The following is a 15135-nucleotide window of genomic DNA, read 5'->3' on the forward strand; positions in this document are numbered from 1 at the left end:
CGGGTGGTCGTAGGACGGCGGGAGTTCCTGACTCGTCCGGCTTCCGGCCGGACTCACAGTGGCGGGACCGCGCCGGATTCTCACCGGGCTTCCTCCCTAGGGCCCTGGGACCCTGTGCCGTCTGCATAGTAGAGGCTGCGCGTATGCTCGCCGCCATGCCGCCCAGCTCACCAAACCCCCAGGACCGGGGTGAAGCGCACATACGGGACCGCGTCCGCGAGCGCGGTGACGCGTGCCCCGGCGCGCTCCGGCTGCACCGGGCCGACGACGGGTCGCTGGCCCGGCTGCGCCTCCCCACCGGAGTGCTGACGCCCCGTCAAGTGACGGTGCTGGCCGACGCGGCGGACCGGCTGGGCGACGGCCACCTCTCCCTCACCTCGCGCGGCAACGTGGAGTTGAGGGGCCTCGGCGAGGGCTGTGGGCTCGGCCTTGCGGACCTGCTGCGCGACGCCGGCCTGCTGCCGTCCGAACGGCACGAGCGGGTAAGGAACATGGTCGTCTCACCGCTCGCCGGGCCGGGCGTGCAGGCGTGGGCCGCCCGCCTGGACGCGCTCCTGTGCGCCGAGGACTGGACGACGGAACTGTCCGGCCGCTTCCTGTTCGCCGTGGACGACGGGCGGGGCGACGTGGCGGCCCTGGCCGCCGATGTGACGTTGCTCGCAGACCCGGACGGCGGCGCCCTGCTCCACGTCGCGGACCGGACGTACCGGGTGTCCTCCGACGACGCTCCCCGCGCCGCCCTCGCGGCCGCCGGGGCGTTCCTCGCGGCGGCACGGCGGGCGGGCACCGGCGCGTGGCGGGTGCGGGAGCTGCCGGCGGGGCAGGACATGGACGTGACCGGACACCTGCGGCGGGCGGCGATCGCGGCGGAGCCCGCAGGCTGCCCGCCCGCGACGGGAGCGCCGCCCCCGCCCGGGGTGATCGGCGACGGCACGGTGTCCGTCCTGGCCCGCCTCGGCCGGGTGAGCTCGGCGCAGTTCCGCGCGCTGCTGCCCGCCGAGGAGGTACGGGTCACCCCGTGGCGCGGCTTCGTGCTGCCCGGCTTCACCGGACGGGCGGCGGCCGAGGAGCGGCTGCGCGCCCTCGGCGGGGCCGGCTTCGTCACCCGTGCCGACTCCCCCTGGATCGGCGTCACCGCGTGCACCGGACGACCCGGCTGCGCCAAGTCCCTGTCCGACGTACGGGCGGAGGCGCGGCCCCGCGAAGGCGCGCTGCCCGTCCACTGGTCGGGGTGCGCCCGCCGGTGCGGCCACCCGCAGGGCGCGTGGACCGACATGGTCGCGACCGGCGAGGGCGCGTACCAGATGACCGTACAAGGACCGACGAAATGAGCGAGAGCAGAGTGTTCGACTACGAGAAGGACGGCGCGGAGATCTACCGCCAGTCCTTTGCCACGATCCGCGCCGAGGCGGATCTCGCGGACCTGCCGGCCGACGTCAGCCAGGTCGCCGTGCGGATGATCCACGCCTGCGGCATGGTCGACCTCGTCCGCGACCTGGCGTACACGCCCGACGTCGTGGCCCGCGCCCGTGAGGCGCTGCGCGCCGGCGCGCCGATCCTGTGCGACGCGCGGATGGTCGCCAGCGGTGTCACCCGCAAGCGGCTGCCCGCCGACAACGACGTGGTCTGCACGCTCTCCGACCCGGCCGTCCCGGCGCTCGCCGCCGACCTCGGGACGACGCGCAGCGCCGCCGCGCTGGAGCTGTGGCGCGACCGGCTGGAGGGCTCGGTCATCGCGATCGGCAACGCCCCGACCGCGCTGTTCCGGCTGCTGGAGATGATCGAGGCGGGCGCCCCCCGCCCGGCGGCGGTCATCGGCATACCCGTCGGCTTCATCGGGGCGGCCGAGTCCAAGGACGCGCTGGCGGCCTTTCCGGGCCTGGCGCACCTGGTGGTGCGCGGGCGGCGGGGCGGCAGCGCCATGGCGGCGGCGGCGATCAACGCGATCGCCCACGAGGCGGAGATCCAGGCATGAGCGGCAAGCTGTACGGCGTGGGGCTCGGCCCCGGCGACCCCAACCTGATGACGGTCGCGGCGGTGAAGGCCATCGCGGCCGCCGACGTGATCGCGTACCACTCCGCGCGGCACGGCCGCTCGATCGCCCGGTCCATCGCGGCCGAGCACATCCGCGAGGACCACGTCGAAGAGCGCCTGATGTACCCGCTGACCGTCGAGACGACGGACCACCCGGGCGGGTACCGGGGGGCGTTGAACGACTTCTACGAGGAGGCGTCGGCGCGCCTGGCCGCCCACCTGGACGCGGGCCGCACGGTCGCCGTCCTCGCCGAGGGCGACCCGTTGTTCTACGGCTCCTACCAGCACATGCACAAGCGGCTGGCGCACCGCTACGACACCGAGGTCATCCCGGGCGTCACGTCGGTGAGCGCGTCGGCGGCCCGCCTGGGCAAGCCGCTGTGCGAGGCGGAGGAGATCCTGACCATCATCCCCGGCACGCTGCCGGAGGAGGAGCTGACGGCCCGCCTGGCGGCCACCGACTCGGCGGTCGTCATGAAGCTGGGCCGGACGTTCCCTACGGTACGGCGCGCCCTGGAGCGGGCCGGCCGGCTGGACGACGCGCACTACGTGGAGCGGGCCACGATGGCCGGCGAGCGGACGGGACCGCTGGCGGACGTCGACCCCGAGTCGGTCCCGTACTTCTCCGTGGCGGTGCTGCCGTCCCGTATCGACTCCGGGCCGGCCGCGACCGCCTCGGGCGAGGTCGTGGTCGTCGGCACCGGCCCGGCCGGCCCGCTGTGGCTGACGCCCGAGACGCGCGGGGCGCTCGCCTCGGCGACCGACCTGGTGGGCTACACCACCTACCTGGACCGCGTCCCGGTGCGCCCCGGGCAGGAGCGGCACGGCTCGGACAACAAGGTCGAGTCGGAGCGGGCCGAGTTCGCCCTGGACCTGGCCCGCCGCGGGCGGCGCGTGGCGGTGGTGTCGGGCGGCGACCCCGGCGTGTTCGCCATGGCCACGGCGGTCCTGGAGGTCGCCGCCGGGGCCCCGTACGCGGACGTCCCGGTGCGCGTCCTGCCCGGCGTGACCGCCGCGAACGCCGCCGCCGCGAAGGCGGGTGCGCCGCTGGGCCACGACTACGCCACCATCTCCCTGTCGGACCGGCTCAAGCCGTGGGACGTCATCGCGGAGCGCCTCCGCGCGGCGGCCGCCGCCGACCTGGTGCTCGCCCTCTACAACCCGGGCTCGGCAAGCCGCACCTGGCAGGTCGCCAAGGCCCGCGAACTCCTCCTGGAACACCGCGCCCCGGACACCCCGGTGGTCGTCGCCCGCGACGTGGGCGGCCCGGAGGAGTCCGTCCGCGTCCTGCCGCTGATGGACCTGGACCCGGCGGAGGTCGACATGCGCACCCTCCTGCTCATCGGCTCCTCCCAGACCCAGGCGGTACGGAGGGGCGACGGCGCCACGGTGGCCTGGACCCCGCGCCGGTACCCGGAGTCCTGACGGCCGGGTTCCCGACCCCGGGCCGGGCGGCCCGACCCGGCCGGGGGCGGGCCCGCCGGAGCGGGGCGGGGTCGGTCCGGTGCCGTCCCCGGCCCGCCTCCACGGGCCCGCCGTCGCGTCCGGGGAGCCGCGCTCCGTGTGGCTGACGCTCCGCGTGGCTGACGCTCCGCGTGGGTGCGGCGCCCCTGCCACCCTCACCGGGCGTCATGTCACGGCCACTCATCAGGAACGGGCCCGCCCCGTGCCGTCGTCGTCTCCTACGGCGAGAACGTCGCCACCTGCGCGGGAGAGGCGGGCGGCGATCACGCGGCCGGAGGCGCCGACGCGCAGGGACTGGCCGACCTCCACCAGGTCGGTGACGCCGAGCCCGAGCGACTCGAAGTCGTAGCGGCCCGGTGCGCTGGCGGCATAGGCCTTGCGCGAGCCGCCGTACGGCGAGATGCGCCCACAGCAGCGCGAAGCCGTGCACGGCGCGGCTCAGGCGCTCCAGCACGGGTCGGGCAGCCCTGACGTCGGGGGTGGCGGCCATCGCCTGCGTACCGATCCGGTGAACGCCTTGGCAGCACCGCCACTGTGCCTCCGCATCCGCGCCGGAGCGGAGGCACAGGTGCGTTCGGGCCCCCTGTGATCACAGCAGTGCTGCGGCTCGTCCGTCCAGTTCTGCCACGCCGGGGGCCTTGTCGTAGCGGGAGAGCCGCACGCGCAGGTCGGTCAGCGCGTCGGTGATCTTCACGGACTGGACGCCTTCGGCGCAGTCGAGAAACTCGCCCCACGCCGCAACGGCACCGTCCAAGTCGCCCTGGCGAAGGTGTACGTGGCCCAGGTCGCCCAGGACGATGGCGCGGGAGCGTCGGCGGTCCAGGCCGTGGACGTCGAGGGCGTGCTGGAGGTGTTCGCGGGCGCTGTCCAGGTCGCCGAGGCGGGCCAGGATCATGCCGGAGTGGTGGGCCCACCGGCCGGTGGAGAAGTGGGAGCCAGGACCCACCGGGGGCAGCCGCGGCCTTCTCGATGGCGCTCTGGGATCTCGCCAAGGCGGTGCGGGCCAGTTGCTGGTCGCCGTCGAGGGCAGCGGCGTCCGCGAGCGTGGTCTGGTAGTAAGCGACCGCCTTCGGCTCATCCAGCCGGTCCGCATACTCCACGCACTTCTCCGAAAGCCGCAGAGCAACCGCCCGGCCGCGCGGGCCCAGGTCGATCGCCTGGGTGGCCATCCCGCGCAGGGCGGTCGCGGCCAGCTCGGGCTCCCTGGCCTCTTCGGCAAGGGCGAAGGCGTGCGCGTAGTACCGCTGCGCGAGGCCCTGGTGGTGGTCATCGTTGCCTTCGTCCTGGACCATCCACCCGCACAGATGCACCAGCTCGGACGCGGCGGCGAACAGGGCCCGGCCGGTGACCTCGGTGTACCGGCCCTCCAGCCAGGGGCCGACGTTGCCGGTGAGGTACTGAACGGCCAGCCGGCGGGCGTGGGCGCCGCCGAATTCGGCGGCCGTGTCGCCCAACGTGTGGGTCATCTGCCGGATCGCCGCGACTTCACCGGCGCCGACCCGTAAGGCGCCGGTCGGTGCGGTGGCCACCCGGCGGGTGATGGCCTGGGCGTCGGGGAGGTTCAGCGCCGACAGCGCGAACGCGGCGGTCGCGGCCAGCATGGTACGGCGTTCCATGTCACTCCTCCCCAGGACAAGGACTGATCCCACGGTATCCGGGGCGGGCGGCTCAGGATCACCCCGATCGGCAACGCAGATGCGGGTCGGGTCCAGATGTAAGACCTGCACGACGTAGGGCAGCCACCCGTCCGGCGACGGAGTCCGCTCCCCCTTCATCCACCGGCGGGCGTACTGCCGCTCCAGGCCGTCCGGCCCCCTGCCTGCGGCCACAGCGACCTCGCGGGCCAGCTTGCTCGGGCCCCACCCGCGTTCCTCGCACGCCGCCCGGATCAAGTCTGTGATGGTCACCGTCCGCACCGCCGCCCCCTGACCTACGCGGGCTTACAGAGACCTACAGGATGGCCCCTCCCCCCGCTTGGTCACAGGCCGTTGACTGATGGTCACCCGCCCGGGCTCGCCCGGTCAGCGTCCGGTGGCCCCGGGCGGGCCACTGCCCGGCATGGGATGACCGTGGCCCGGGCCGGGCCCTGTCACCAGAACCACCCGAACCCCGTCATGTGGAGGCATCGTGCATCACCGCTCAGACCTCGCCGTCCTCTCCGGTGCCACCGTCCTGGTGACCGGCGGCGCAGGACTCATCGGCTCCCGCATCACCGACCAGCTGCGGGCGCTCGGGGCCCGCCCGGTGTCCCTGTGCACCATGAACGCCTACCCGGCCGCCGTGTACGCCGACCTCTTCGGCGTACACGCGTCGGACCCGGACGTGGTCCTGGGCGACGTCCGGGACGCAGACCTGGTCCGCAAGCTCGTCGGCGAGGCGGACTACGTCATCCACGCCGCCGCCCTGGCGGACGTCGCCGCGTGCACCCGCGATCCGCTCGCGGCGATCGGCACCAACGTGGCCGGCACCCAGACCGTTTTCGATGCCGTGGCCACGACGGACCGCGTTCGCCGCATGGTCTTCGTCTCCTCCGCCAGCGTCTACGGCGACGGCAACCCCGAGGAGACCGACAGCCCCGACCTGCTGACCATGCGGCAGTTGCTGGAGTCCGTATACGGACGCATTCCGCCCCGGTTCCACGAGTTCACCCGCGTGCGGCCCAAGTCCGTCTACGGCAACACCAAGGCCTGGGGCGAGGAACAGACCGCCCTGGTTCTCGGGCAGGTCGGCACGTCGTACACGATCGTCCGCTACTTCTCCGTCTACGGCGAACCCCAGACCATCAAGCCGCACTCCCACTCCTGGGTCGTGGCCTGGTTCGCCGCCCGCGCCCACCTGGGCCTGCCCCTGCACCTCAACGGCGGCGGCCGCCAGGTACGGGACCTGGTCCACGTCGACGACATCGCCGAGGGCACCCTGCGCGCCCTGATCAGCCCCAGGGCCCACACCGAGACGGTGAACATCGGCACCGGCGTGCCCACCACCGTGCGCAAGGTCGCCGAGCTGGTCCAGGGCCACTACCCGCACACGGCCTTCCTCGACACCCCGCTACCGGCCGGTGACCCGCTGGGCGGGTACGCAGCGGTCCGCAAGATGGAGAACATCCTCGGCTGGAAACCGAAGGTCACCATCGCGGAAGGCGTCGACCGCTACGTGACGTGGCTCCGGACCACTCCTGCCGCAGCCCCGGACTGGCTCCGGCAGGCCACCGCGGTCTAGATGACCGGGGGCCTGCCCAGCCGGGTCAGCCGCCACACCGTCCGCCACCGCATGGGGCGGCGCGGGCCACAGGACGTCCTGACACCCTCGGCAAACCCGCCGAACCAGGCCCGCAGACCGGCCAAGGACCGCGTGCGGGCCACCGTCAGGCCCACCCACACCCCGAGGTAGAGAGGAACGAGCGGCGCCGGCAGATGCCGCTTGGCCAGCCAGACCCGGTTGCGTGCCGTCATCCGGAAGTAGACCGCGTGCCGGGCCGGAGACGTCCTCGGATGCTGGAGCACCAGCTGCGGCTCATACAGGACTTTCCAGCCCCGGTCGATGGCCCGCCAGGCCAGATCGGTCTCCTCGTGGGTGAAGAAGAAGGCGTCCGGCCAGCCGCCCGTCTCCTCCAGCATCGGCATCGACAGGACGTGCCCGCCGCCCAGGAACGTGGTCACCAGGCCCCGCCGCATCGGGTCACCGGCCCGCAGGCGTGGCACGTGACGGCGCTGGGTGGCGCCGGTCTCATCCGCGATCCGGAAGGAGACGATGCCCAGCCGGGGATCCTGCGCGTACAGGTCCGCGATCCGCCGGAACACGTCAGCCTCAACCAGCAGGCCGTCGTCGTCCAGGTCCACCAGGACGTCCACGTCGCCGAACTCCCGCAGCCGGTGCCAGGCGACGTTCCGGCCGCCGGACACCCCCAGGTTCTCCTCCAGCTCCACCCCGGTCACGCCTTCGGGCAGGCCCGGCAGGTCCGTGCCGTTGCCGACGACCACGACACGGACCGCCGCCTCGTCCTGCTTGGCCACGGAGTCCAGCAGGGCCAGCAGCTCAGGCATCCGGTCGCCCATTGTCAGCACGGCGACGCCCACACGCGGCCGGGACACGACCACCACCACTTTCTTCCGGGGCCAGGTGAACGGCGAGCCTACCGCCCGCGAACACCGGTTCCGGCCCGAGAGAAAGGCCACCGTCATGGCGCGGATCATCCTCGGCGACTACGTCACCGCCCCCACCCGCGGAGCCATCGCGACGACCACCTACCAGGCTCTGGAGACGTTCGAGCTGGCCGACTTCCTCGCCCAGTGGCCCGGCCTCCAGCGTGAGGCCCTGGTCCTGCTGGGAGAAGACCAGCGCATCCACCCCTCCGCCTACATCCACCCCTCAGCGATCATCGGGGACGATGTGATCATTGGGCCGGACGTCAAGGTCCACGAGTTCACCACCGTCCGCAAGGGCAGCATCCTGTGCGCCGGTGCCCGGGTCGGCTTCAACTGCGAGGTCACCGCCGCCTTCGTCGGAGAAGACGCCGTCCTGGGCCACCGCATCGGCATCAACCGGACCATCCTCGGCGCCCGGACCCACCTCTCCGCAGGCGTCACCGTCGCCGCCATCAACATGACCACCGACATGCGCACCCCCGACCGGGAAGTCATCATGCGCACCCCGACTGGCCTGTACCGGTGCGGCACGCCCCAGTTCGGCGCCGTCATCGGCGACGACACCCAGACCGGCAACGCCATCAGCATCGGCCCCGGTGCCGCGATCGGCCGACGGTGCCGGATCACCAGCGGCGCGACCCTGGCCATACGGACCATCCCGGACGACTGCACCGTCACCGCACCGCACGCGGCCCAGACCAGCATCCGCCGCCGACGGTCCTGACAACGTCGTGAGGGTGCAAGGCTTCCAGCGCCCCGGCCTCTGCCTCGGGGCGGGCCCGAGGCGGCCGCGCCGCGTATGAACCACGATCCCTCCTCCGGGGAACGGCAGGTGACTGTGTGACCTGTTGGGGGGATGCGTGGTGGAGAGCCGCAGGTGGTTTCTGCAGGCCGTCGGAGGCAGTGCGGCGGCGGTGGCGTTGGCCGGAGGTGGGTTCCTGGTGGGACGGCAGAGTTCCGGAGAGGTGACGGTGCCCGGCGGGCTGCCGTTCACGTTCGCGGTCGGGGGGTTCCGGTGCGTGCTGGACGTGCCCGACGCGATGCGGCCGTGGCGGGACCGGGTGGCCCCCCGCGAGGACGCGGGGACGCACGACGGGGACGGCGTGCGGATGTTCCGGTGGAACGGGGGGCTCCACGACCACCCGGTCGGGCAGATCCAGTACGGCCTGGAGAACCTGGCCGCCTACCGGCGCACCGGGGACGCCTTCTTCCTCGTACGGGCGCGGGCCCAGGCGGAGCGGGTGGTGGCGCGGCGGCACGAGCGGCGCGGGGCGTGGTTCTTCCCCTACCCCTTCGACTTCACGCACGACGTGCACACCGGGATCGCCTACGCAGCGCCCTGGTACTCCGGCATGGCGCAGGGTGAGGCGCTGAGCCTGTTCGCCCAGCTGGCGCAGCTCCCGGCCGTCCCGGCGGCGGCGCGGGAGCGGTACCGCCGGGCGGCCGACGGGGCGTTCCGGTCGCTGCTGGCCGGGGCCGGCGAGCAGCCGTGGGTGGTCGCCCGGGACGAGACGGACCACCTGTGGATCCACGAGTACCCGGTCGACGCTCCGGGCACCTCCGACCACACGTACAACGGCTTCATGTTCGCCGCGCTCGGGCTGTGGGACTACTACGCGCTGACCCGCAGCCCGCTCGCCGCCGACCTCTTCGACGGCTCGCTGACCACCCTCGCCGCGAACTTCCGCAGCCTGCGCAACCCGGGCTGGCTGTCGCACTACTGCCGTACGCACGCCGTACCGACGAAGTCCTACCACCCGGTGCACGTCACGCTGCTGCGCCAGTTGTCCTGGCTGTCGGGCAGCGAGCTGCTCGCCGCGCAGTCGGACCTGCTGATGGACGACTACCCGGCACCGTCGCTCGGGAAGGACGGCGGGCGGGTGCACCTCGCGGAGGGGACCCACACGCTGCTGCGGTTCGACGACGACGGCACCGTCACCGGCACCCGCACCCTGGAGTCGGCGCGCCCCGCCGAGGCCGGCGCCTCGCACCGGACCCGGATCCGGGGGCAGGACGTGCACTACCTCCTCACGGACGGTCCGGGGGCCGGCTGGTACGTGGCCGAGCGGTACCCGGCCGCGTACCTGCGGGGCGAGTGGTGCGCCTCCGACTACCGGCCCGCGCGGCGGGCGCGGTTCCGGGCCGGGGTGAGCGTCGTGTGCCGCCGGGGCGCCGAGGAGCGGACGGTGACCTACCCGGAGGAGACCCCGGTGCGGTACGACCGCCGGGCCCTCGTCGACGGCCGCACGATGCTGCGCGCGGCCGACGGCGACGTGCGGGGGTGGTGGGTGCCGGCCTCCCAGCTCCTGCGGGGCTGACCCGGCACGGGCGGGGTGCCCGTCAGTGCCCCCCGGCCAGGGCTGAGAGCCACGCGGCCGCCTCCTCGGGCGTCGGGGCGACCGGCACCCCGCCGGGGGCCGGTGGGCGGCGGACCACGACGACCGGGACGCCCGCCTCGCGGGCGGCGGTGAGCTTCGGTGCCGTCGCCGCGCCGCCGCTGTCCTTGGTGACCAGGACGTCGACTGCGTGGCGGCGCAGCAGCTCCCGCTCTCCGTCCAGGGTGAAGGGCCCCCGGTCGAGGAGCACCTCCATCCGCGGCGGGTACGGGGGCTCGGGGGCGTCCACCGAACGGAGCAGGAACCAGACGTCGGTGACGTGCGCGAAGGAGGCGAGGCCCATCCGGCCCGTGGTGAGGAAGACGCGGCGGCCCAGGGCGCGCGCCGTGTCCGCCGCCTCCTCCAGGGTGCCCACCGGGTGCCAGTCGTCGCCGTCGACCGGGGCCCAGCCGGGACGCCGGAGGGCGAGCAGGGGAACATGGGCGTCGGCGGCCGCCCGGGCCGCGTGGAAACTCATCGTGTCCGCGAAAGGATGGGTGGCGTCGATGACCGCGTCCACCTGGTGCTCGCGCAGCCAGCGCGCCAGGCCCTCGGCCCCGCCGAACCCGCCGACGCGGACCTCGCCCGGCGGCAGCTTCGGGGCGGCGACCCGGCCCGCCAGCGAGGACGTGGTCCGGACCGTCCCGTGGAGGATCTCCGCGAGGCGGCGGGCCTCGGTCGTTCCACCGAGGATCAGTACGTGCATCGAGGTCCGTCCATGAGTACGAGTGCGAGTACGGGTGCGAGTGCGCACGAGGACCCGGGTGCGGGCCCAGGTGGCGGCGGGCGCAGCGCCCAACTCAAGCACACCGGTCTGCGGTCCGGATGGACGACCGGGGCGTGCGCGACGGCGGCGACGACCGCCGCGTACACCGCTCTGCTGACCGGGGACTTCCCCGACCCGGTGACGATCACCCTGCCGAAGGGGCACACCCCGGCGTTCGCGCTGGCGGCGGAGGAGCTGACGGACGCGTACGCGACGGCGGGGATCGTCAAGGACGCCGGTGACGACCCGGACGTGACCCACGGGGCCCTGGTCCGGGCCGGTGTCCGGCTCCTTCCGGCCGGTGCGGGCGTGGTCTTCCGGGCGGGTCCGGGTGTCGGCACCGTCACCCGGCCCGGCCTGCCGCTGGAGGTGGGCGAGCCGGCGATCAACCCGGTGCCCCGGCAGCTGATGCGCGAGCACGTCGCGCGGGTCGCGGCGGCGCACGGCGGCACCGGGGACGTCGAGATCACCGTCTCGGTCGACCACGGCGAGGAGATCGCCCGTTCCACGTGGAACCCGCGCCTCGGGATCCTGGGCGGGCTGTCGATCCTGGGCACCACCGGGATCGTCGTGCCGTACTCGTGCTCCGCCTGGATCGACTCCATCCGGCGCGGGGTGGACGTGGCCCGCGCGGCGGGCCGTACCCACGTCGCCGGGTGCACGGGCTCGACGTCGGAGCGGACGGTCACGTCGCTGTACGGGCTGCCGGAGGACGCCCTGCTGGACATGGGCGACTTCGCGGGCGCCGTCCTGAAGTACGTAGCCCGGCACCCGGTGGACCGGCTCACGATCTGCGGCGGCTTCGCGAAGCTGTCCAAGCTCGCGGCGGGACACCTGGATCTGCACTCGGCGCGGTCCCAGGTGGACAAGGGGTTCCTGGCGGAGCTGGCCCGGCGGGGCGGCGCCGACGAGGAGCTGGCCCGGCGGGTGGCGGCCGCCAACACCGGGCTGGCCGCGCTCCAGCTGTGCGCCGCGCGGGGCGTGCCGCTGGGCGACCTGGTGGCCGCGACCGCCCGCGACCAGGCGCTCGGGGTGCTGCGCGGGGCGCCCGTCACGGTCGACGTGGTGTGCGTCGACCGCGCGGGCACCGTGGTGGGGCGCAGCGAGCCCAGGGGCCCTCAGCAGAGGTGACGGTCGCGCTCCGGCGAGTACAGGTGGCTGTCGCGGAACTGGGTCGCCGCCAGGGTGCGGCCCACCAGGATGACGGCCGTGCGGGTGATGCCGGCGTCCTTGGTGGCGGCGGCGATGTCGGCGAGCGTGCCGCGCAGGATCACCTCGTCGGGGCGGCTGGCCATCGCGACCACGGCGGCCGGGCAGTCGGCGCCGTAGTGCGGCGTCAGCTCGGCGACGACCCGGTCGACGTACCGGGCCGCGAGGTGCAGCACCAGCAGGGCGCCGCTGCGGCCCAGCGTCGCCAGGTCCTCGCCCTCCGGCATGGCGGTGGCCTGCTCGGCGATCCGGGTGAGGATCACCGTCTGGCCCACCGTCGGGACGGTGAGCTCCCGCTTGAGCGCGGCGGCGGCGGCGGCGAACGCCGGGACGCCCGGCACCACCTCGTAGGGGATGCCCGCCGCGTCCAGCCGCCGCATCTGCTCGGCGACCGCGCTGAACACGGACGGGTCGCCCGAGTGGAGGCGGGCCACGTCATGGCCCTCCTCGTGGGCGCGGACCAGCTCGGCGGTGATGGCGTCCAGGTCCAGGCGGGCGGTGTCGACGAGCCGGGCGTCCGGCGGGCACTCGGCGAGCAGCTCACGCGGGACGAGGGACCCGGCGTACAGGCACACCCGGCAGGAGGCGAGGGTGCGGGCGCCACGCACGGTGATCAGGTCTGCGGCGCCGGGACCCGCACCGATGAAGTAGACGGTCATTCTTCTGACTCCTGCTTGGTTACGGACCACTGGGTGACCGGCATGGCCTGGCGCCAGCCGGTGAAGCCGCCCACCGGGACGGCGTGCGCGACCGCGAGCCGGACCAGTTCGCCGCCGTGGCGCCGGTACCGGTCGGCGAGCAGCGCCTCGGATTCGAGGGTCACGGTGTTGGCGACCAGCCGCCCGCCCGGCCCGAGGGCGGCCCAGCAGGCGTCGAGCAGCCCGGGGACGGTCAGCCCGCCGCCGATGAACACCGCGTCGGGGGCGGCCAGCTCCGCGAGTCCGGCGGGGGCGGCGGCGGTGACGACCCGAAGGGCGGGTACGCCGAGGGCGGCGGCGTTGCGGGCGATGCGGGCGGCCCGTTCGGGGGAGCGCTCCACGCTCACCGCGCGGCAGGTGCGGTGCGTACGCATCCACTCGATGCCGATCGAGCCGGAACCGCCGCCGATGTCCCACAGCAGCTCGCCGGGCGCGGGCGCCAGCGCGGCGAGCGTCGCGGCGCGCACGTGCCGCTTGGTGAGCTGGCCGTCGTTCTCGTACGCCGCGTCCGGCAGGCCGGGCACGGCCCCGAGGCGCAGCGCCCCGGTGGAGCGCGCGCACGAGACGGCGATGACGTTCAGCGGGTCGCCGGGCGGGTGGTCCCAGTCGTCGGCGGTCCCGGTCAGGTGGTGCTCGCGGTCGGAGCCGAGCTGTTCGAGGACGGTGAGGCGGCTGGGGCCGAAGCCCCGGTCGCGGAGCAGCCCCGCGACCTCGCCGGGGGTCGCCGCACCCGCGCTGAGCACCAGCAGCCGGCGCCCGTGGTGCAGCGCGGCGGCCAGGGACGCCAGGGGCCGCCCGACGAGCGTGACGGTCTCGGTGTCCTCCAGCGGCCAGCCGAGGCGGGCGCAGGCGTACGAGACGGAGGACGGGTGGGGCAGGACGCGCAGCCGCTCGGGGCCGGCCGTCTCGGCGAGGGCGCGGCCGATCCCGTAGAACATGGGGTCGCCGCTGGCCAGCACGGCGACCCGGCGGCCGTCGCGGGTGTGCTCGGCCAGCAGGGCGGGAACGGCGGGGCGCAGCGGGGACGGCCAGGCGACCCGCTCGCCTCCGCAGCTCTCCGGCAGGAGGGCGAGCTGCCGGTCGCCGCCGAGGACGACGTCGGCGTCGCGCAGCGCCGTGCGGGAAGCGTCGGGGAGCCCGGCCCAGCCGTCCGCGCCGATGCCGACGACGGTCACGGCCGGCGGGGCGGCGGGTACGGGGGCGGGGCTGCTCACGGGCTGGAACCCTACCGGCCGGTCGCCGGGCCCTAGGGTCGGGGTCATGACCGACAGTGCACCCGGCGCGAAGCCCGGCGGACGGCCCGGCGCGGAGCGCGGTCCCCGGCCCGGCGCCCTCCCCGGCTCGGCGCCGGACCGCGAGCCCGGCGCCGCGCCCGGCGGGCGGCCCGGTCCGGAGTTCGGTGGGCCGCCGCTGGATCTGACGCTGCTGCGCACGTTCCTGGCCGTGCACCGCTCCGGGTCGTTCACGGCCGCCGCGCGGCTGGTGGGCCTGTCGCAGCCGACGGTCACCGCGCAGGTCCGGGCGCTGGAGCGGCGGCTGGGCCGGGAGCTGTTCACCCGCCTGCCCCGGGGGGTGGCCCCGACCGCCGTGGCGGACGGGCTGGCCGCCCGGGTCGCCGAGCCGCTGGACGCACTGGAGGCGGTGACCGGCCGGTCGGCGGCGGGCGATGTCGAGCCCGTACGGCTGGCGGGGCCGGCCGAGCTGCTGTGCGTACGGGTGCTGCCCGCGCTGGCGGCGCCGGTGGCGGAGCGGGGCGTGGTGCTGCGGGTGGCGACGGGGCTGACCGACGAGCTGCTGGAGGGGCTGCGGGCGGGCCACCACGACCTGGTGATCGCGACGTACCGGCCACGGGGCCGGGCGCTGGTGGCGACGCCGTTGATGGACGAGGAGTTCGTGCTGGTCGCCGCGCCGGCGTGGGAGGCCAGGATCGGGGCGGGCCGGGTGGCGGCCGAGGGCGCGGCGGCGCTGCGGGGCGTGCCGCTGGTGGCGTACGCGGAGGATCTGCCGATCACCCGCCGCTACTGGCGGCACGTCTTCGGCACCCGGCTGACCGGCCGGGCGGCGGTGACGGTGCCGGACCTGCGGGGCGTGCGGGAGGCGGTGGCGGCGGGCGCGGGGATCGGCGTGCTGCCGCGCTACCTGTGCCTGGAGGAGCTGGCGGCGGGGACGCTCGTACCGCTGCTGTCGCCGGAGGACCCGCCGATCAACACGGCGTACCTGGTCCGGCGGCCGGGAGCGGTGGACCACCCGCACCTGACGCTGGTTCGCGACCTGCTGCTGCGCGAGGCGCGCGGCTGGTGACGCCGTGACGGGCGGCTCCGTGGCTCCGGTACGTCCCCGGTTCGCGGGGGACCCGGGAGGCGGGGGCCCGCGAGGCGGCGTACGGGGCGGAATAGGCGGGGCGGGTCGTCCGTTGACACCGACGGTTTAATATTCAACCAAAC

General features: G+C 74.8%; 14 protein-coding genes and 1 riboswitch. Of the genes, 9 read left to right on the forward strand and 5 right to left on the reverse strand.

Annotated features, from left to right (window positions below):
* Window position 1: 1 nt before the first annotated feature.
* Window positions 2–132, reverse strand: a riboswitch (cobalamin riboswitch).
* Window positions 133–155: 23 nt separating this feature from the next.
* The 3 genes from AC07DW_RS04885 to AC07DW_RS04895 are packed head-to-tail and all read left to right on the forward strand — an operon-like array spanning window position 156 to window position 3459.
* Window positions 156–1331 carry a cobalamin biosynthesis protein CobG gene (locus tag AC07DW_RS04885; RefSeq protein WP_478856193.1) on the forward strand — a complete coding sequence of 392 codons (1176 nt, stop codon included), beginning with the start codon at window positions 156–158 and terminating at the stop codon, window positions 1329–1331.
* A complete protein-coding gene (locus AC07DW_RS04890) occupies window positions 1328–1975 on the forward strand; it encodes a precorrin-8X methylmutase (RefSeq protein WP_478856194.1) in 648 nt (215 codons plus the stop codon). Before AC07DW_RS04885 ends, AC07DW_RS04890 begins: the two co-directional genes overlap by 4 nt.
* A complete protein-coding gene (locus AC07DW_RS04895; RefSeq protein ID WP_478856195.1) occupies window positions 1972–3459 on the forward strand; it encodes a precorrin-2 C(20)-methyltransferase in 1488 nt (495 codons plus the stop codon). Before AC07DW_RS04890 ends, AC07DW_RS04895 begins: the two co-directional genes overlap by 4 nt.
* 628 nt (window positions 3460–4087) lie before the next feature.
* Here the strand turns inward: AC07DW_RS04895 and AC07DW_RS04900 are convergent.
* Entirely contained in the window at window positions 4088–4393 is a 306-nt protein-coding gene (locus AC07DW_RS04900) for a tetratricopeptide repeat protein (protein ID WP_478856196.1), read from the reverse strand.
* A 112-nt stretch (window positions 4394–4505) separates the two neighbouring features.
* On the opposite strand from AC07DW_RS04900, the gene AC07DW_RS04905 reads away from it, so the two are divergent.
* The gene (locus AC07DW_RS04905) at window positions 4506–5003 is read left to right on the forward strand and encodes a hypothetical protein (protein ID WP_478856197.1); all 498 of its coding nucleotides are present in this window, start codon (window positions 4506–4508) and stop codon (window positions 5001–5003) included.
* A gap of 622 nt (window positions 5004–5625) precedes the next feature.
* The gene (locus AC07DW_RS04910) at window positions 5626–6717 is read left to right on the forward strand and encodes an NAD-dependent epimerase/dehydratase family protein (RefSeq protein ID WP_478856198.1); all 1092 of its coding nucleotides are present in this window, start codon (window positions 5626–5628) and stop codon (window positions 6715–6717) included.
* Here the strand turns inward: AC07DW_RS04910 and AC07DW_RS04915 are convergent.
* Window positions 6714–7589, reverse strand: a complete 876-nt coding sequence (locus tag AC07DW_RS04915) for a glycosyltransferase family 2 protein (protein ID WP_478856199.1) — start codon at window positions 7587–7589, stop codon at window positions 6714–6716. The genes AC07DW_RS04910 and AC07DW_RS04915 overlap by 4 nt on opposite strands.
* An 88-nt stretch (window positions 7590–7677) precedes the next feature.
* Between AC07DW_RS04915 and AC07DW_RS04920 the strand changes: the two genes are divergently transcribed.
* Both AC07DW_RS04920 and AC07DW_RS04925 read left to right on the forward strand, forming a co-directional pair.
* Complete coding sequence (locus tag AC07DW_RS04920) at window positions 7678–8367, forward strand: LbetaH domain-containing protein (RefSeq protein ID WP_478856200.1); 690 nt, start codon at window positions 7678–7680, stop codon at window positions 8365–8367.
* Window positions 8368–8584: 217 nt separating this feature from the next.
* Entirely contained in the window at window positions 8585–9961 is a 1377-nt protein-coding gene (locus tag AC07DW_RS04925; protein ID WP_478856201.1) for a D-glucuronyl C5-epimerase family protein, read from the forward strand.
* A gap of 22 nt (window positions 9962–9983) precedes the next feature.
* On the opposite strand, the gene AC07DW_RS04930 is transcribed toward AC07DW_RS04925, so the two are convergent.
* Window positions 9984–10724 (reverse strand): cobalt-precorrin-6A reductase, encoded by a 741-nt coding sequence (locus tag AC07DW_RS04930; protein WP_478856202.1) that lies wholly within the window; start codon window positions 10722–10724, stop codon window positions 9984–9986.
* Between the two features lie 12 nt (window positions 10725–10736).
* Here AC07DW_RS04930 and AC07DW_RS04935 point away from each other — a divergent pair, with 12 nt between their 5' ends.
* Window positions 10737–11915 carry a cobalt-precorrin-5B (C(1))-methyltransferase gene (locus tag AC07DW_RS04935; protein ID WP_478856203.1) on the forward strand — a complete coding sequence of 393 codons (1179 nt, stop codon included), beginning with the start codon at window positions 10737–10739 and terminating at the stop codon, window positions 11913–11915.
* Here the strand turns inward: AC07DW_RS04935 and cobM are convergent.
* Window positions 11903–12652 (reverse strand): precorrin-4 C(11)-methyltransferase, encoded by a 750-nt coding sequence (cobM, locus tag AC07DW_RS04940; protein ID WP_478856204.1) that lies wholly within the window; start codon window positions 12650–12652, stop codon window positions 11903–11905. The genes AC07DW_RS04935 and cobM overlap by 13 nt on opposite strands.
* Entirely contained in the window at window positions 12649–13905 is a 1257-nt protein-coding gene (cbiE, locus tag AC07DW_RS04945; RefSeq protein ID WP_478856205.1) for a precorrin-6y C5,15-methyltransferase (decarboxylating) subunit CbiE, read from the reverse strand. Before cbiE ends, cobM begins: the two co-directional genes overlap by 4 nt.
* A 46-nt stretch (window positions 13906–13951) precedes the next feature.
* On the opposite strand from cbiE, the gene AC07DW_RS04950 reads away from it, so the two are divergent.
* The gene (locus tag AC07DW_RS04950) at window positions 13952–14992 is read left to right on the forward strand and encodes a LysR family transcriptional regulator (protein WP_478856206.1); all 1041 of its coding nucleotides are present in this window, start codon (window positions 13952–13954) and stop codon (window positions 14990–14992) included.
* Window positions 14993–15135 lie beyond the last annotated feature (143 nt).

Source organism: Streptomyces sp. NPDC045701, from assembly GCF_056432045.1.